Origin of the sequence: Microbacterium sp. Ru50 (assembly GCF_002920555.1) — a bacterium.
Lineage (GTDB): Bacteria > Actinomycetota > Actinomycetes > Actinomycetales > Microbacteriaceae > Microbacterium > Microbacterium arborescens.
This window is the reverse complement of sequence record NZ_PQSV01000003.1, coordinates 15,366-32,647: the sequence shown is the minus strand read 5'-3', so window position 1 is coordinate 32,647 and position 17,282 is coordinate 15,366. Positions and strand designations below refer to the sequence as shown.

At 67.5% G+C, this 17,282-nt stretch carries 13 protein-coding genes; 1 reads left to right on the top strand and 12 read right to left on the bottom strand.

Translation table 11 applies throughout. The features are described 5' to 3' along the window. Positions 1-8: 8 nt before the first annotated feature. Genes C3481_RS12305 through C3481_RS12295 form a run of 3 tightly spaced genes read right to left on the bottom strand, consistent with a single transcriptional unit; the run spans position 9 to position 3,162 of the window. A complete protein-coding gene (locus C3481_RS12305; RefSeq protein ID WP_071918904.1) occupies positions 9-932 on the bottom strand; it encodes a carbohydrate ABC transporter permease in 924 nt (307 codons plus the stop codon). After that, a complete protein-coding gene (locus C3481_RS12300; RefSeq protein WP_088379818.1) occupies positions 932-1,855 on the bottom strand; it encodes a carbohydrate ABC transporter permease in 924 nt (307 codons plus the stop codon). The genes C3481_RS12305 and C3481_RS12300 overlap by 1 nt, the downstream gene beginning before the upstream one ends. Next, positions 1,852-3,162, bottom strand: a complete 1,311-nt coding sequence (locus C3481_RS12295) for an ABC transporter substrate-binding protein (protein ID WP_084670378.1) — start codon at positions 3,160-3,162, stop codon at positions 1,852-1,854. Before C3481_RS12295 ends, C3481_RS12300 begins: the two co-directional genes overlap by 4 nt. Positions 3,163-3,277: 115 nt before the next feature. Here C3481_RS12295 and C3481_RS12290 point away from each other — a divergent pair, with 115 nt between their 5' ends. Continuing rightward, positions 3,278-4,486 (top strand): ROK family protein, encoded by a 1,209-nt coding sequence (locus tag C3481_RS12290; RefSeq protein WP_103842574.1) that lies wholly within the window; start codon positions 3,278-3,280, stop codon positions 4,484-4,486. 13 nt (positions 4,487-4,499) lie between these two features. On the opposite strand, the gene C3481_RS12285 is transcribed toward C3481_RS12290, so the two are convergent. The 9 genes from C3481_RS12285 to C3481_RS12245 form a co-directional block, all read right to left on the bottom strand. Beyond that, positions 4,500-4,781, bottom strand: coding sequence for a hypothetical protein (locus tag C3481_RS12285; RefSeq protein WP_103842573.1), 282 nt, complete (start codon positions 4,779-4,781; stop codon positions 4,500-4,502). Positions 4,782-4,813: 32 nt separating this feature from the next. Next, entirely contained in the window at positions 4,814-5,206 is a 393-nt protein-coding gene (locus C3481_RS12280; protein WP_023953600.1) for a DUF2256 and DUF3253 domain-containing protein, read from the bottom strand. 2,001 nt (positions 5,207-7,207) lie between these two features. Continuing rightward, on the bottom strand, positions 7,208-7,927 hold the full coding sequence (locus C3481_RS12275; protein WP_064955835.1) for a peptidase E: 720 nt from the start codon (positions 7,925-7,927) through the stop codon (positions 7,208-7,210). Further along, a complete protein-coding gene (locus C3481_RS12270; protein ID WP_103842572.1) occupies positions 7,924-10,701 on the bottom strand; it encodes a glycoside hydrolase family 2 protein in 2,778 nt (925 codons plus the stop codon). The genes C3481_RS12275 and C3481_RS12270 overlap by 4 nt, the downstream gene beginning before the upstream one ends. 3 nt (positions 10,702-10,704) lie before the next feature. Beyond that, on the bottom strand, positions 10,705-11,541 hold the full coding sequence (locus C3481_RS12265) for a carbohydrate ABC transporter permease (RefSeq protein WP_103842571.1): 837 nt from the start codon (positions 11,539-11,541) through the stop codon (positions 10,705-10,707). Further along, positions 11,538-12,530: a carbohydrate ABC transporter permease gene (locus tag C3481_RS12260; protein WP_023953595.1), complete on the bottom strand. Its 993-nt coding sequence runs from the start codon at positions 12,528-12,530 to the stop codon at positions 11,538-11,540. The genes C3481_RS12265 and C3481_RS12260 overlap by 4 nt, the downstream gene beginning before the upstream one ends. Continuing rightward, positions 12,527-14,626, bottom strand: coding sequence for a DUF6259 domain-containing protein (locus C3481_RS12255; protein ID WP_103842570.1), 2,100 nt, complete (start codon positions 14,624-14,626; stop codon positions 12,527-12,529). Before C3481_RS12255 ends, C3481_RS12260 begins: the two co-directional genes overlap by 4 nt. Before the next feature lie 118 nt (positions 14,627-14,744). Then, positions 14,745-16,007: an ABC transporter substrate-binding protein gene (locus C3481_RS12250; RefSeq protein ID WP_103842569.1), complete on the bottom strand. Its 1,263-nt coding sequence runs from the start codon at positions 16,005-16,007 to the stop codon at positions 14,745-14,747. Further along, a complete protein-coding gene (locus C3481_RS12245) occupies positions 16,004-17,263 on the bottom strand; it encodes an ABC transporter substrate-binding protein (protein WP_023953592.1) in 1,260 nt (419 codons plus the stop codon). The genes C3481_RS12250 and C3481_RS12245 overlap by 4 nt, the downstream gene beginning before the upstream one ends. Positions 17,264-17,282 lie beyond the last annotated feature (19 nt).

The following is a 17,282-nucleotide window of genomic DNA, read 5'->3' as shown; positions in this document are numbered from 1 at the left end:
TCGCGTGGTCAGCCCTTGACCGCACCCTGGGTGACGCCCTCCATGACCCAGCGCTGCGTGAACAGGTATGCCAGGATCGCGGGCGCCATCGCCATGAGGTACGAGGCGAAGGAGACGTTGTAGTTGTTGCTGAACTGGGTCTGGAACAGGTTCTGTCGCACCGGCAGGGTCTGCATGGCGGGGTCCGAGATGATCAGCGACGGCAGCATGAAGTCGTTCCAGGCGTAGAGGAAGGCGAAGATCCCGACCGTCGCACTCATGGGCGCGAGCAGCGGGAAGATCAGCTTCCAGAAGGTCTGCCACGTCGACGCGCCGTCGATGCGCGCACTCTCCTCGAGCTCGATGGGGATCGAGCGCAGGAACGCGGTGAACAGCAGCACACTGAAGCTGAGCTGGAACATCGTCGCCAGGAGCACGACGCCGACCGGATTGTCGAGGCCGAGTCGGCCGGTCAGCTGGATCTGCGGCAGCGCCACCACGGGGAACGGAATGAACATCGCCGCCAGCAGGTAGAAGAACGAGTAGCGGAACAGCCGACGGTCCCAGTTGCGGACGATCGCGTACGACGCGAAAGCGGCGAGGATGATGGTCGCGACGACGGTGCCGGCGGTGACGAAGAACGAGATCGCCGCCCCGACCGGGAATCGCGTCAGGTTCCACGCCTGCACGAACCCGTCGATGCTGAAGGGCGCCGGCAGCGAGAACGCGTTGCCGTCGACGGCCTGACCGGTCGTCTTGAACGCCATCGAGATGGTGACGTACAGCGGCAGCAGCACCGTGACGGCGCAGAGGATCAGGATGACCGTCGCCGACCAATTGACCCGCTCGCCCTTCCCGGCGCGTGACGTGCGGGATGGACGGGCACGACGGCGGGCGTCGACGGTGACGGCATCCGCCTGCTCGAAAACGAGCGCGGGCTGAGAGGTGGACATCAGAACGAGTTCCTTCCGCGCGTGAGCGAGAGCTGGAGCAACGAGATGAGCACGGCGACGATGAAGAAGATCGTCGCGTTAGCCATCTGGTAGGCGTAGTCGCCGCCGTTGAAGCCCGCGATGATCGTCATCGCGACACTGCGGGTCGCCGTTCCGGGCCCGCCGTTGGTCAGGCCCACGATGATGTCGTAGGCGTTGAGGAAGCCCTTGAATCCGAGGATGACGTTGATTACGACATATCCCGCGACGAGCGGCACCGTGATGCGCAGCAGTTGCTGCGTCTTCGTTGCCCCGTCGAGGTCTGCCGCCTCGTAGACATCGCCGGGAACCGACAGCAGCCCGGCGATGTAGATCAGGAGCGTGCCGGGGATCGCCTGCCATGCCGTCACGATCACGATCGCGACCCACGCGAGGTCGGGGTTAGCCAGCAGGCTCGTCTCGAGCCAGGCAAGCCCAAGCGACGTGCCCGCGGCAGGAAGCGAGTTCGAGAAGAGGAAGTTGAAGACGTAGGCGATGATGATGCCCGAGATGACCATCGGGATGACGAAGATCGTGCGCAGGCCCGTCTTGAAGCGGATACGGGCGGTCAGACCGACGGCGAGCAGGAACGCGATGACGTTCACGACGATGACCGTCGCAACCGCGAAGCCGGCGGTGAACAGATAGCTCTGCAGGATCGCCGGGTCGCTGAAGAGGGCGATGTAGTTCGTCAACCCGACGAAGCGCCATTCGCCGATGCCGATCGAGTCGGTGAAGCTGAAGAAGATGCCGATGAGACCGGGCACCGTGATCGCGAGCGTGAACAGCAGCAGGCTGGGCAGCAGGAACAGGTAGTAGATCGGCTCGACCCGGCGGTGGCTCCGGCGGGCGCGACGGTCACCGCCGGTGAGAATCGTCGTCGTGGAACCCGTCGTCGCGGTCATCGCGCGCCCTCCGCCTCGTTCGTCAGCGCGGGCTGGCGGAAGGCCAGTCGCGCCCAGTCGGTGTCCATCGTGCGGAGGACGGATGCCGGGCTGTCGCCGAACACCATCGCCTGCGCATATCCGAACACCGGGATGGTCTTCGGCACCAGCACCGAGGGACCCTGGTAGACGCGCCCGGCGTCGTAGAACTCCTGCATCCCCGCGATGCGGGGATCGTCGGGCGGCGCGGCATCCGTCGTCGGGCTGAAGCCGAGCTGCGAGGCGTTGTAGGCCTCGATGATCTCGGGGCGGAACAGGTACTCGAGGAAGTCACGGGCGGCGTCCTGATGACGCGACCCCTCGGGGATCATCGCCGCGAGGTCCATGTTCACCCGTACCGCCCGATCGCTCGGGTCGTCGGTCATCGGCAGCGGGAACGTGCCGAGCTCGAGGTCGGGGGCGGTCTTGGCGATCTCGCTGAACGCCCACGGGCCCTGCAGGTACATCGCCGCCTCGCCCTGGGCGAACGCGAGGTTGCCGTCGCCGTAGCCCCGGCTCGCGGCGTCGCGGTTGACGTAGGCGCTGGCGAGCTGCAGCATCCGTTCTGCGGGCTCGGCGAAGTCCTTCTCGAACGACGTGGAGGACGCGGGACCGACATCGGCGCCCTCCGTCGCGAGCCGGTCGAAGAAGTCGAGGACGTCGACCGAGCCGCCCACGGCGTAGTCGTACCAGCCCTGACCGATGGTCCAGTCGTCCTTGAAGGTCGCGTAGAACGGGGTGACCCCGGCCGCCTGCAGCGCGTCGCACACCGCGATGAGCTCGCTCCACGTGGTCGGGACCTCGAGGTCGAGTTCTTCGAAGATCGCGGTGTTGTAGATGACCGACGACGCCATGACCGAGTAGGGCAAGGCGCTCGTGCGTCCGGGGCACGTACCGTACTGATCCATGAGCGGCTGCAGGTCTTCGCGGGTGCTCGCGGCGGCGTCGGTGCCGGCGAGATCCGTCAGCGCGCACCGCTGGACGAATCGGGCGACCTCGTAGTTGTAGTTGGCCAGCATGATGTCGGGAGGATTGCCCCGGACGAAGCTCGCGGAGACGACATCCACTCCCGACGTGTCCATCTCGACGCGCACGCGGTCTTGCGAGGCGTTGTACTGCGAGACCACGTCCTGCATGAACGTCAGCGCCTCACGCTTGCTGAAGGTGAAGCGGATGGTCTCCCGCCCGTCCGCCGAGCACCCCACGAGCAGCGTCACGGCGAGCGCGGCCACCGCCGCCGACGCGACGATGCGCCTCGCTCGCCTCGCTCTGTTCCACACCGGCTCCATCACCTGGGTCCTCCGATCGCCTCATTGCGGCTCGAATCATCGCTGAGTAAATTTACTCGCCAAATCAATTGCTGAACGGCAGTATGGCAGGGCCGGATCAGAAAGGTCAACACGCATGTCGACGACGATGACGACGGTGGCCGCGCGCCCCGCGAGCCACGACGCGATCCTCGCCTTCGCCTGGACCTCGGCGGAGTTCACCGCGACCGACGTCATCGCCGCGACCGGGCTGACCCGCTCGACGACGATCGACGCTCTCGACGCGCTTGTCGAGCTCGGACTGCTGCGAGAGCTCCCCAACGCACGCCTCGCGGGCGACTACCGCAAGGGCCGTCCCGCCCGCCGGTTCGCGCTCCGCGACGATGCTGCCGTCCTGGTCGGGGTGGATGCCGGGCACGTGCACCTCACCGCGACCGTGACAGACCTCCGCTCGCGCAGCCTCGCCACCCAGCGCGCGACCCTCGTGCTCGACGGCGACGATGCCGCGACCCGCGCCCGGCGAATCATCGCCGTCATCGACGCGGCACTCGACGCCGCCGGGCGAACGCGTGGCGATGTACTCGCCGTGTGCGTCGGCGTGCCGGCACCCGTCGACGGCGACGGGCGCTCGCCTCAGCACCCCCGCGGCTTCTGGGCGCGGATGAACCCCGGCCTCGTCGACGAGCTGTCGTGGGCGCCGATCGTGCGAGTCGACAACGACGCGTCGCTGGCCGCCGTCGCCGAAGGCTCCGTCGGCGCCGCGGCCGGATGCCGCGACTTCGTCGCCCTGCTCGCGGGTACCCGCCTCGGGGCGGGCGTCGTCGTCGACGGCAATCTGCTTCGGGGACGACACGGCGGCGTCGGCGAGATGGTCGCCTTCGATCACGTCGAGGGGGTCGGGAACGCGGAGGGGCTCGGCACGCGTGCCGTCCGGTGGGCGACGGAAGCCGCGGCGAGCGGCGAGCTCTCGCCGGGGAGCCCTCTCGCTACCCTTGCGTCCGCCGACCCCGATGCCCGTGCCGTGCTCGAGCTCGCCGCCCGCGGTGACACCGATGCCCTCCGCATCGCCGAACGCGTCGGAATGACGCTCGCCCGCATCGTCAGCGTGCTGGGCAGCATGTTCGACCCGCAGCGCGTCGTCGTTTCGGGGGGCATCTCCGCGGGCATCGAGGAAGTCGTCGCCGCCGCACGCCGGTTCCTCCCCACCGACCTCGACCTGCCGGCTCCCGAGCTGGTGGCATCCGATCTCGGCGCCGATGTCGTCGTGGTCGGGGCCGTCGCCGGAGCGGCCGAAGCCGCCCGGGGCTCGGTACTCGACGTGTGGGCGGCGCGGACGGGCGCCTAACGGAGCGGCGGCGTCACTGCTGCGGGTCGATCTCGATGACGATCCGGCGCCCGGCGTCGATCACGCCCGGGCCCTTGTCGGGAGATGGCGCGGGAACCGGCAGCTCCTGCTCGACCTCCCAGGTGAGCCGGGCGTTGTGTGCCGCGGGGTGGAACAGCTCGTCGAACCCGAGCAACCCTCCCGACGACGGCTGAGATGCATCGTCACGGCGTCGGGCCGCGAACGCGGAGCCGATGAAGACCACCGGCACCGAGAGCACGAGCACGATGGTGCCCCAGCCGAAGACGTCCGCCATGCCGACAGGCTAGAGCGAGTCGCTCCTCGCGGCTACCGGCGAGCGCGACGAATGCGGATCGGCCCTTTCGCGGTCGACGGGTCGACGACGGTACCGCGCTGCGTGATCTCGACCTCGCCGTCGGCGACGAGACGTCGCGCGGCACGGCGCGCGGGCTCCATCAGGTCGCGCCACTCCTCCCCGCCGACGGCGCGTGCCGCCTCGGAGGGACAGATCGTCGCCCCCGCGGCACGAGCGCTCAGCAGTTCGAGGATCTTCTCGCTCAGTTGCGTGTCGACAGGACGGATGCCGCGACGGCGGCAGGCGTCCGAGCAGTAGCGCACCTCGTCCCAGTTCCGGGCCCACTTCGCGCGCCACTGCATCTCGCGCCCGCACGACGCGCACGTCTTCGGCGGCGGGGTCGCGGCGGAGGCGGCTCGGGGCATATGTCCAGTCTGCGCGCGCTGCGGCCGTTGGGGGCGGGCTGTTGACAGGAGCCCGGGAGGTGGTCAGGCGAGAAGGCGCGTCTCGCAGCGAGTCTCGGCGACACCGGTTCTGCGAGCATGACAAACGACCTACGTTCCACGCGGCATTCGTCGCGAAGCCCGACAGGACTCGACGAGAGCAAGCAGATGCCAGCGACCTAAAAACATATGCCGCACGTGCGATAAGCGATCATCCTCGTTCGCCCCTTGACGTCCACCGAGGGGATTGCATAGAGTCTCACGAAATCAACACACATCGGCGGAGTGTCATTTGAATCGCTCAAGGACAGTCAGAATCGTTGCCTCCATAATCATCGTCGCCATCGGCTTCTATCTCGCCCTGACAACGGACGGATTCACGCGTGCTTTGGCGGTTGGGCAAATACTCGTCGGCGTAGTGATGCTAATCGGCTCCTGGAGAGCCAAGTCAAATGGACGCGATCGTCGGGCAGAGCGAAAATAGGCAACTGATACGTCATCGTGGCGCTAGGAGGAACTATGCCGAATAGGCAAGAAACATACCTGGGTTTAGATGACTCATGTAGTTATTGCCGTAACATAGCAGGTGCACTTGCTCGCGCTCTAGGTGACGCAGTAGTCACTGTTCCGCTCACAGACGAGCGAATGCAAAGATGGCGCAAGGAAGTGTGGGGAGACAACGCCCCCTGGGCGCCGACCCTCATACGCGTCGGCGACGGATCGCCAGTTCAAGGGTGGACCGGCTGGAGAATCGCACCCGCGCTCACCAGAGCGGTTGGACCACAAAGAGCGATGGCCGCCCTGTCCGCACTCGGCGCCGAGGAACTCGGCCGTTCGTCGAACCGGCCAGGTAGGCAAGCGCAACCACGCAAGATAACCCGGAGGACATCTCTTCAGGCGGGCCTGGCTCTGACTGCGGGCGTCCTACTCTTCAATGGCGGTGGGTTGTTCGGCCGTGGGAGTTCAGCCGCCGCCGCCCCTTCACGGCGCGCACTGTCAGAATCACGTTTAACTGGTGAAAGCGCAGACGAAGCGGTCCGAAAGATGTGGGAGTCAATCGATGTTCGGAATGTTGTAAACGAGGCGGAAGCGTCAGGGTTGGTTGCGGCCGGCGACTTCGCGGGCTTGCTTGGATCGCCCCGCTTTGGGGTAGCTACGGCGCTTGCTCCCACGGTCGAGACGACCGTACTGCGGACTGACCTCGAGGTTGGGATAGAACGCCTTCTCGTGGTCGAGTACGACGAGACCAACGAGCGACTCCTCTGTTATGCGGTCTATAGCGAGCCTATCGATGGTGTGTTGTCCTCAGCTTTCGCAGTTCAGTTCAGCGGCTGGGACGCTGAGAACGCGCGACCCGAGAGGTTCCGTGTGTTGGCCAGTAGTTTCAATGGGGAAGTTCCGACACCAGTACCTGAAGCAAAGATGGCGGCCGCGCTCCGAGACGGCAAGGACCCCTGCGGGGGCTGTAACGGGGTTTGCCAAGTCGGGGGGCAGCAGCTGCGAGGTGAATGCCGAACTGGAAACGTCGTTTCGTGCGTTCTGGGCGCTGCCGGGTGCGCGCTCTGCGCGACGTGCAGCGGAACGGGGGTCTGCATCGCTTGTTTCATCGTCAGTTGCGGCGGTGCGCTCCTCTCATGCTGTGAGGGCATCCACAACGAAGCCTGCCGTCGGTGCGTCAGGGTGTGCTGAGACGCGCGTGTAGCGCAGCGTGCTCCGGATCCCGGCGCTCCTCGCCGCACTGGGCGGAGACGTGCACTGTTCCGCGGTCCTGCGGACATCCTCCGACGAAATCGCGGCCCAACGGCTCGCCCGTCGTGAGATCGGGACCGCACTCGACGAGCACATCCGCCGCAGCGAAGCCGCTGCCCGGCGGCTCGATCAAGCCGGAGACGGGATTCGCCGCATCGCCACGGACGGCCGATCCGCCGCCGAGATCGCGCTCGAGGTGCTCACCGGCGCCGGCTGGCTGCCGACTGAATCGGATCAGGCGAGAAGGCGCGTCTCGCAGCGAGTCTCGGCGACACCGTCGCCATCGCGCTCGACGGCCCACACCGCACCGTCGGCGGACTCGGTGAGCATCTCGACCGGCTCGCCGTCGACGTAGAGCACCGCTGCGCCCTCGTCGAGGCCGAACCCGTTCGGCAACGTTCCGTCGGCGATCGCGCGTTGCAGCGCGGGGCGCCGGTCGGGCTGCGAGTCGTAGTGAACCCCGACGGATCGGTCGACGAAACCGAGCGCGTCGTCGATCACGGCGACCGGGCCGAACGTCGTGGTGGGGCCGCCGACGTGCCAGCAGATCGCGCCCGCTGACGTCCCCGCCAGAACAGTCCCCCGATCCGCCGCCTCGGCGAGCACCTCGGGCAGCCCATGCACCCGCCACACGGCCAGCAGGTTCGCGACGCTGCCACCCGCGACCCAGACGAGATCGCTCGCCAGAACGGCCTCGCGGAGGTCCGGCTGGTTCCGCCCGAACAGCCGGATGTGGACGGCATCCACACCGCGCTGCTGCGCCGCAGCCAGCTCCCGGCCCTCGTCGACGCGCTGGTCACCGGCCGCCGTGTTCACGAACGCGACACGCGGGCGACGTCCGGTGACACCCGTCAGATCCAGGGCATATCGCTGCAACGGGCTGAACTCGACATCACCCCACTGCGCGGGGCTCCACCCGCCGCACGTGGCCAGGATCGTCCGCCTCTTGCTCATGAGAGCATCACCTCCGGTGCGTTCCAGGCTCGCACACGAACGCCGTCGAGCCCGTTGCCGTCCGAGCCGTCGGGCAGGGCGAAGCCGACGCGGCGCTCCTCGCCGGCATCGAGCCCGAACGCGTTGTCGTCGAGCACCGCCCCCAGCCCGTGCGGGAACCCATCGATCAGCACGATCGGCGCCGGGTGATCGCCGACATTGCGAACGACGATGGCGTCATCCTCGACATGCGCCGACACGGCAGTCGACGGCAGCTCCGACAGGGGCGACGTCAGGTCCGCATACGGCTGCAGCAGCTCGGCAACCGGCGTCGCCGCGGCCTCGTCGAGGGGCCGCGCCTCCAGCTCGCGCAGCGCGGCGTCCTTCCGCTGGTGGTTGAACGGGTACCACTGCGACGAGATCCGTCCGCCCGCGGCATCCTGCAGCGTCACGACGAGGACGAGTGGCTCGACCGGCCGCCCGCCGAGCGGCGCGACGATCTCGGTGACGTCCACCCGACCATCGGCCGCGACGTCGACCCTCGACTCGTGCTCGACCACGACCCGAAAATCGGCGTCGTACAGGCGCACGAACAACCGGGCGCCGGAAACCGTCGAGGGCGTGTCGTTCGACACGTGGATGCGGGCGCGGAACGTCTCGGCCACCGACCAGTCGAACTTCTCGTACGTCGCATACGCCGACACCGGGGCGCCGAACTGCTTCGCACGGTAGTACGACAGCTTCGGTACTCCGTAGTAGTCGATGACCGCCCAGGACGCGCCCGGAAACGCTTCGCCGATCTTGTAGAACCAGTAGGCCGACGTCGTGTCGCCGCTGTGGGCGCGCATCCGCTCCGATGCGAACCGCAGCGCGTCGCCCTGCCCCAGCTGCGAATACTCGACGAACGTGCGCCAGTCGCGAATGGGCCCGTACGCGGCATATCGCGCCTGCTTGAACAGATCGAACAGCGAGAACTGCGACTGATGCTGCACGATCGCCCCGTGCTCGGGCGGCGGCCACTGCTCGAGCAGGGCTGGGTCGAGGAAGCGCGCCATGCTCGACAGGTCGCACTGGCTCGACAGGCCGTACTCGCCGAAGACCGCAGGCAGCAAGCCGGTGTACGCCTCGACGGGCATGCCCTCGTGATAGACGCCGTAGAAGTGCTCGCTGCCGCCCCAGGGGTCGGTCCGGTGGAACGGTCGCCCGGGGTCGTACTGCGCGACACGGCGCCCGATGACCGTCAGCAGATCGTCCGAGGTGATGGTCGCGGGATTCTCGTTGCCCCCGCCCCACATGACGAGCGAAGGGTGGTTTCGCAGCCGGCGCACGATGCGCGAGACCTGCTCGTCGATCGTCGCGAGATCGGCGCCCGTGGCATCGAGACCGAAGGTCAGCGGGAACTCCTGCAAGACCAGGATGCCGCGACGGTCGCACTCGTCGTAGAACTCGTCGCTCTCGATCGTCCCGCCGCCCCACGCCCGGAGCATCTGCAGATTGCCGCGCTCGACCAGGTCGAGGATGTGCCGGTCGACGTCGAACCCGCGGCGTGCCATCGGATCGGTCCAGCACCAGTTCGCGCCCTTGAGGAACAGCTCGCGCCCGTTGACGACGAACCGCCAGTCGTAGACGTCGGGACCGTGATTGCCGACGAGCGGCTCCATGCGCACCGAGCGGATGCCGAAGGTGGTGGCGAGCACCTGCCCGGCGGCCCGTAGCTCGGCGGTGTAAATCGGCTGCTCGCCGTACCCGAACGGCCACCAGAGCCGCGCATCCGGCACGTCGATCTCGACGTGATGTCGTGTGAGGTCGGGACCGACGTCGGCCGACAGCTCGAGCTCGGAGACGGCGGAGCCGTCGGGATCGCGGATCGTCACCGACACCGGAAGCGACTCCGGCAGCGGCTCCGTGCGGCTCGGAGGCGCGACGACGTCCCACTGAACGCGCACCCGTGCCGCGCCCTCCCGGGCGTCGGTGACCACGACGGCGAGATCGGCGAGCTCGACCTCGGGTACGCGCTCGAGACGGACGCCGCGCCAGATGCCCATCGAGATGAGATGACCGTAGTGCCAGCCCCAGCCCGGCGACGGCTTCATCACGCCGTGCCAGTCGTGCGGCGGCGGATCAATCCGCACGACGATCTCGTTCTCGGCCTCGAGGTCGAGCACCGCCGTCACGTCGACATCCGGGCCGCCGTACATGCCGACGTGTCGCGCGACGGGCCGGCCGTTCACGAACACGGATGCCGCGTAGTCGAGACCGTCGAACGAGAGGCGGATGCGGTCGCCCCGCCAGCCCTCGGGCACGCGGAAGCGTCGGGCGTACCACCACTCCTGCTGCTCGATCCGCGTGCGGCGGAAGTACCACGGCCATTTCTCGGGCACGCCGTGCTCGACGAGTTCGGCGTAGGTGTTGTCGTCGACGAGCGGGTCGGCGATGACTCCCGCCGCGGCCAGCGCGCCCTGGACGGTGCCCGGGACCGTCGCCGTCACCCAGGTCGAGCGGTCGGTGTCGGGGCGATGCCAGCCGACGGGGCTGCGGCGCGCAGCATCCGATCGGTCGCCGAGCCAGCGCTCGATCGAGAACTCCCGCCCAGGAAGCGACCCCGCGAGCAGCCACTCACCGTCGAGCGACACGACGTCGGCCTGAGAACCGGCGGGCGCCGCGGCGACCGCGTCCTCCCGCGAGACACGCGCTGCCCGAGACGGGACCGACGCGTGGTGCTCGATCCAGCGGTCTCCGAACAGCGGCGAGCTCAGCCACCGCTCCCGTTCGATGCCGTCCAGCGACGCGGTCACCGGCTACTTCACCGCACCCGCGTAGAGACCGCTGACGAAGTATCGCTGAGCGAAGACGAACAGCAGGAGGATAGGCAGGCTCATGATGAGCACGGCGGCCATGATGTTGCCCCAGTCGGCGAGGTACTGCGCTTTGAAGTACAGGACACCGGTCGTCAGCGTGCGTTTGCCCGGGTCGGTGAGCAGCAGCTGCGGCACGAGGTAGTCGTTCCACACGCCCACACCCTGCAGCACCCAGAACGTGGCGACGGCGGGACGCGCGAGGGGGAAGAAGATGCGCCAGAACAACGGGAAGTAGCCGGCACCGTCGATGACCGCGGCCTCCACGATCTCGCGCGGCACCTGCCGCATGAACGCGGCCATCAGGAAGACGCCGAAGGGCAGGGCGCCGGCGATGTAGAGGAGGATGACGCCGGCGTAGCTGTTGATCAGCCCGAGGTCGCGCACGACGCGGAACTGCGGCACGAGGGCGAGCTGCATGGGCAGGAAGATGCCGGCGGCGAGCAACAGGTAGATACCCGAGCCGATCTTCGTGGCCTGGCGCACGATGGCGTACGAGGCGAGCGCGGCCACGAAGGTCGCGACGGTCATGCTGACGAGTGTCAGCAGGATCGAGTTCGCGAACAGGTTGGTGAAGTTCGCCTCGTTCCACGAGGTGACGAAGTTGTCGAACGTCGGCGAGATCGGCAGTCCCGTCGGGTTCGTCAGCACCTCGAGGTTGGGCTTGAACGCCGTGATCACGATGATCACGAGGGGGTAGATCATCAGGATGCTGAGGACGATCAGCAGGACGTTGACGGGAACGCGTCGCAGCAGACGCGTCGCGGTTCGGCTGTTCATCGGCCCTCCTCCTCCGCGGCGATGCGGTTGTTCAAGCGGTTCTGCACCGCGGCGATGGCGATGAGCACGATGATGACCAGCACGGCCATGGCCGAGGCATAGCCGAAGTTGTTGTTGACCATGCCCTCCTGGAAGACCTGGGTCATATACAGCTGTGTCGAGTTGCCCGGCCCGCCTCTGGTCATCAGGTAGACGGTGTCGAACGCGCGCAGCGCACCGTTGATCGACAGCACCAGCACCAGGCCGATCGAGGGGATCATCAGCGGCAGCGTGATGAAGCGCAGGGCCTTCCAGCCGCGCGCCCCGTCGACCTTCGCCGCCTCGAGGATCTCACCCGGGATCGTCGACAGCCCGGCGAGGAAGATGACGATGTTGAAGCCCAGACCGCTCCACAGATCGACGAGGATGACGCTGTACAGGGCGAGGTCGTAGTTGCCGAGCCAGTCCTGCGCGAGGCCGCCGAGCCCGAGGCTGCGGAGGATGGTGTTGAACGTCCCCGTGGTGGGGTCGTACATGAAGCTCCACACGAACACGATCGCGACCGGAGAGATCACCATCGGCGCGAAGAAGATCGCACGGTAGATGTTGCCTAGTCGCAGCTGCCGGTGCAGCAGCACGGCGAACAGGAACGCCAGCACCGTCTGCACGACGATCTTGAAGAAGCCGTATATCGCGGTGTTGCCCACCGCCTCCATCAGCACGGGGTCGCCCGAGAAGATCCGTACGAAGTTGTCGAGTCCCAGGAACTCCCACGCGCGATTGAACCCGCGGGCGTCGGTGAAGCTCGCCACGACGACCTGCCCCATCGGGTACACGGTGAACACGAGGTACAGGATGAGGGCCGGCGAGATCGCCACCCAGAACTTCCCGGCCGAGCTCCGGCCGGTCCAGAGGCGTTCCTTCAGCGTCGTGCGCTTGCGGAGCGCAGTCACGTTCTCCGGGTCGTCCAAGGCGAGGACGCGAGGATCTTCGACGCGCGTGCTGCTCATGTCGTTCCAATCGGGTCGGTCGGGGGAACCACGACGGCGGCGTCGCGGGGATCGATGGTGAGGATCGCGTCTGTCGCGTCGAGGTCCGTCTCAGCCGAGCCGTCGAGACGGACGACATGCGATCCGGCCGGGAGACCGGCGACGCGCACTCGCGCGGGGGCGTCACCGAAGTTGGCGACGACCACGACGCGCGAGGGGTCGCCCTGACCACGGCGCCAGACGGTGTGGCGAACCAGCGCGGCCGAACCGGAGGCACCGGCCTCCGCCACCGTGACGGCGGCGTCGGCCACGAGCTCGCCGTTCCACAGCCAGTCGGCGTACCGGCCGCGCACCTCCTCCGCGCGACGCGCTCGCTCGACGGTGACCGGCATGTCACGGGGGCGTCCCTTGAAGTTGAAAGGCTCGAGGCTCATCGCGTATGCGTCCAGCAGGCTCTGGGCGATCATGCCGCGCTCGTCGAAACCGGTCAGCGCCGTGACGATGCGGGCGCCGGGACGCAGCATCCTGCCGACGGGCCGATGGTGGGGCGATGCGCTGCGAAAGTACGACACGTCGTAGTCCTCGAACTGGGCGTCGTAAGCGCCCTCGGCAGCGATGACGAAGGTGTCTGCCGCGTCGCCGAGGCGAGCGCGCATGTCGTCGATGTACGCCGCGTCCCACGTGAAGGCGCTCGCGCCGACGGGATGGCCGTGATCGTCGGCGAAGCACAGCAGAGCGCGACCGTGGTAGAGCGACTCGTCGGCCAGGATGCCGTCGGCGCCCCAGGATGCGATCTCGGCGACCTCGTCGGCGATGCGGTCGCGCAGCTCGCGCACGCCGAAGCACAGGGGCACGTACCAGGGCGTGCTGATGCCGTAGCGCTTGCGCGAGGAGTGGTAGACCGGACCGGGCTGCGCGTAGGGCTGCCCGTGGGGATCGCGCGATACGAAGCGCTCGAGCTCATTCCAGTTCGGGCCGGGCTTCTCGACCCACACGTACTTGACGTAGAGCACGGTGGCGACGTCGAGCTCGCGGGCGCGATCGAGCGCCCGCTGCAGGCCGGCGGCTCCGCCGAGCTTCGCCGCCGGGCGGTGCCACGGGACGAGGCCGTCCTGTCCGCCCTCGTTCCAACCGACGATCTGGATCGCGCCGATCCCGGTCGACGCGCACTCCTCGATGATGTCGACGAGGTCGTCGAAGTCGTAGCGGGGCTCGCCCTCGGTCGACATGAGCTGCACCTGCAGCCAGAGCCGGGGCTCCGCGAGCCAATCCGCGCGGGAGCGCCGGGTGGGCGCCTGGTTGCGACGGTACGGCACGAGCGAACCGGTCCAGTCCCCCGCGTACGGCATGAGCGACATCGCGGGCAGCTCGATGCGGTCGCCGGTCGCGGCGAGGAAGTGGATGGCGTCGAGCGTGACGGCGGCATCGGGCCCGGCGGTGCGGGCGAGGCTGTCGGCGAACCCAGGCTCGAGCGATGCACGCCAGCCGATGAAGTCGAGCGTCGGCGCCGCGGGCATGACGGTGATGCCGCCGGCATCGGTCACGAGGGCGACGAACGGTGAGGTGGGGTTGCCGACGAGCTCGGGCCGCAGGTTGCCGCTGGCATAGTCCGGGAACATCGTGCCCCAATAGGGTGCGTTGCTGTCGAACACGGGCAGCAGGCCGACGCGCGTGCCGGTCGAGTAGTCGACCCCCCGAAGCTCGAGCCCGCGCGCCGCCGGACGCACGCCTCGTATCGACGGGAACCGTACCGCTTCGACGCCGCCTTCCTCGAGGGCGAGCGAGAGCGAGAGCCGGAGACCGCCCTGGTCGATCGCCGCAGTGACCGTGATGTCGCCGTGAAGCGTCTCGCCGGCGGACGTGATCGGGTCGGTCCAGCGCAGCGTCACGGCGTTTCCGTCGGCGGTGAACTCGTGACCGGAGAGCGACTGCTGCGCGGTCTGGACGACGACGGTGCGGTCGCCGCCGCGCGGAATCTCGACGACGAACAGCGAACCGGCGCTCGCCTCTTCCAGCCACGGACCGACCCTGCCATCATCGAATCGCACGAGCCCACCGGTGCGGGCATCGAAGGCGATCGACAGATGCGGGTCCTCGAGGGTGAGGAGCTGGGTCACGGAACACTTCCTTGAGTTGCGTTGTGTAGCCAGACTACACGAATGACGGGTGAAGACCCCCGAAATTGCTCGATTCGAGCGAATTTCGGGGGTCTTGGGTAGCCGCGCTACCCCTAGCTCACCGCGACGCGCGTATCTCGTCGAGCGTCGCGTCGAGCTCCGCGACAACCGACGCCGAGTCGGTCCGACCGGCGATGAGGTTCTGCATACCCACCAGCAGCGTCTCCTGCAGCTGCGGGTGGGCTGGCAGCACCATGGGGCGGAACGTCTTGCCCTGCCAGGCGGCCTCCATATCGGCGAACAGCGGATCCACCGACGAGACGTCGATGCCCTCGGTCACGGGGAAGGCCTTCACCCCTGTCAAGAACTCGGCGTAGACGTCGTCCTGGAAGAAGAAGTCGATGAAGCGCTCAGCCGCATCGGTCTTGTCGTTGCCCGGGTTGATGCCCCACGCGACGAGGTAGCTCCCCCACATGTCGGCGACGTCGGCGTCGAGGGTAGGGAAGTTCATGTAGCCCGGCTCCACGCCCGCCGCACGAGCGTCGGAGAGGATCCACGTCGCGGGGAACATCGCGGCGTTGCCGGAGAGGAACGCCGTCTTGGCAGCCGACTGGTTCGTGCCGACCGGGTCGGGCATGTAGTAGGGCACCAGCTCCTCGACGACATCCAGAGCACTCTCGTAGCCGGGCGTCTCAGCGAACGTCGTCTCGCCGTCCAGCAGCTCATCGATGATGTCCGGGGAATCAGGGAACACGTGCTGCGCCATCGCGTAGTAGGCGATGAACTGCGGCCACCAACTGTCCTGGGCCGACATCGCGAACGGCACGATGCCCGCGTCCGACAGCTTCTGTGCGGCATCCTTCAGCTCGGTGTAGGTCTGCGGGACCTCGTCGATGCCGGCCTGCTCGAAGAGCGCGGCGTTGTAGATGATCCCGTTGCCCGATTGAGAGATCGGCACGGAGTAGGCGCCTTCACCGCCGGAGTCGCGCGTCGCCTCGAGTGCCGCGGCCTCGTTCAGCCTTCCGAGGAAGTCCGTCGACGACAGGTCGGCGGCGAAGCCGTCCTGGATGAAGTCGGTCAGGTTCTTCGGGTCGAAGCCGTAGACGTCCGGCCCCGCACCGCCCGACAGGCGCGTCTTCAACACGTTGTCGTAGTCGTTGGTGTTGACGAACTCCGCGTTGACGGTGATGTCGGGGTTGGCCTCCTCGAAGGCGGCGATGACCGTCTCGTAGGCCTTCTGGTTGTCGCTGCCGTCGCCCCACATCAAGAAGCTGAGCTGCGTGCCGCCACCGCCCGCGCTGCCGCATCCGGTGAGTGCCGCCGCCGCGAGCGCGACCAGACCGGCCGCGCTCGCGAGACGGACACGGGGACCGTGCGTCATCGGTTTGCGACGTACTGCGCCAGGGCAGCGTCGAGGTCGGTCAGCACTTCCTCGGTGCTCTGACGATCACCGATGATGTTCTGCAGCCCGACCAGCAGAGTGTCCTGGATGCTGGGATCGGTCGGCGAGAACGCCGCGATGAACTGCTTGCCCTCCCACGACGCCTGCATGTCGGGGAACAGCGGGTCGACGTCCTCGCCGACCTCGACGCCCGTCGTTGTCGGGAAGAGCTTCACCTTGTCCAAGAAGCTGCTGTAAACCTCGTCCTGCATGAAGTAATCGAGGAACTTCTGGCCCGCGTCGAGCTTGGCGTCGCCGTTGTTCGGGTTCAGCCCGAAACGCACCTGGTATGTGCCCCAGATCGCGTCGGACCCCTCATCCGTGGTCGGGAAGTTCATGTAGTCGACATCGAGGTCGGCGTCGCGGGCGTCGGAGAGGATCCACGTCGCGGGGAACATCGCGGCCTGTCCGGCGAGAAACGCGGACTGCGCCGCGGTCTGGCTGGTGCCGAGCGGGTTGGGCATGTAGTACGGCGTCAGCTCGCGGACGATGTCGAGCGAGTCAGCCCACGCCTTGCTCTCGGAGAACGTGGCCTCGCCGGCCGCCATCTCGGCACCCAGCTCTTCGTTGGCCCCGTGCTCCGCGAGGGCGTAGTAGATGATGAACTGCGGCCAGAAGTTGTCCTGAGCGCTCATCGCGAAGGGCGTGATGCCGGCGGCCTTCAGCTTTTCCGAGGCGGCCAGCAGCTCGGTGTAGGTCGTCGGCTCCTCGGTGATGCCGACCTGATCGAACAGCGCCTTGTTGTAGATGATGCCGTTCCCCGAGAGCGAGATCGGCAGGTTGTAGGTGCCGCCCTCCCGCTGCGCATCCTCAGCCGCCTCGGGGTTGAGCTTAGACAGGTAGCTCTCGCCGCCGTCGGAGAGATCGGCCGCAAAGCCGTCGGCGACGAAGGTCTCGATGTTGCCGAGGTCGAAGCCGTAGACGTCCGGGCCGGCGCCGCCGGAGAGACGGGTCTTGAGGATGTTGTCGTAGTCGTTGGTGTTGAAGAACTCGGCGTTGACCGCGATGTCCGGGTTCGCGTCCTCGAATGCATCGATGACGTCCTGGTAAGCCTGTTGTGCGTCGCCACCGTCGCCCCACATCAGGAAGCTGATCTCGGTCTTCCCGCCGGCGGCGTCACCCGCGCACCCGGCCAGGGTGCCGATGGTCGCGAGCGCGACTCCGACGAATGCTGTCCCCTTGAGCCACTTCTTCATGGCTTCTCCCTGTCTTCAT

What these genes read in the sequence shown, in the direction of transcription:
- C3481_RS12265 (WP_103842571.1), bottom strand. Translation starts at nt 11,541, where the DNA reads ATGAACAGCCGAACCGCGACGCGTCTGCTGCGACGCGTTCCCGTCAAC.
- C3481_RS12260 (WP_023953595.1), bottom strand. Translation starts at nt 12,530, where the DNA reads ATGAGCAGCACGCGCGTCGAAGATCCTCGCGTCCTCGCCTTGGACGAC.
- C3481_RS12295 (WP_084670378.1), bottom strand. Translation starts at nt 3,162, where the DNA reads ATGGAGCCGGTGTGGAACAGAGCGAGGCGAGCGAGGCGCATCGTCGCG.
- C3481_RS12280 (WP_023953600.1), bottom strand. Translation starts at nt 5,206, where the DNA reads ATGCCCCGAGCCGCCTCCGCCGCGACCCCGCCGCCGAAGACGTGCGCG.
- C3481_RS12300 (WP_088379818.1), bottom strand. Translation starts at nt 1,855, where the DNA reads ATGACCGCGACGACGGGTTCCACGACGACGATTCTCACCGGCGGTGAC.
- C3481_RS12275 (WP_064955835.1), bottom strand. Translation starts at nt 7,927, where the DNA reads ATGAGCAAGAGGCGGACGATCCTGGCCACGTGCGGCGGGTGGAGCCCC.
- C3481_RS12305 (WP_071918904.1), bottom strand. Translation starts at nt 932, where the DNA reads ATGTCCACCTCTCAGCCCGCGCTCGTTTTCGAGCAGGCGGATGCCGTC.
- C3481_RS12290 (WP_103842574.1), top strand. Translation starts at nt 3,278, where the DNA reads ATGTCGACGACGATGACGACGGTGGCCGCGCGCCCCGCGAGCCACGAC.
- C3481_RS12285 (WP_103842573.1), bottom strand. Translation starts at nt 4,781, where the DNA reads ATGGCGGACGTCTTCGGCTGGGGCACCATCGTGCTCGTGCTCTCGGTG.
- C3481_RS12245 (WP_023953592.1), bottom strand. Translation starts at nt 17,263, where the DNA reads ATGAAGAAGTGGCTCAAGGGGACAGCATTCGTCGGAGTCGCGCTCGCG.
- C3481_RS12250 (WP_103842569.1), bottom strand. Translation starts at nt 16,007, where the DNA reads ATGACGCACGGTCCCCGTGTCCGTCTCGCGAGCGCGGCCGGTCTGGTC.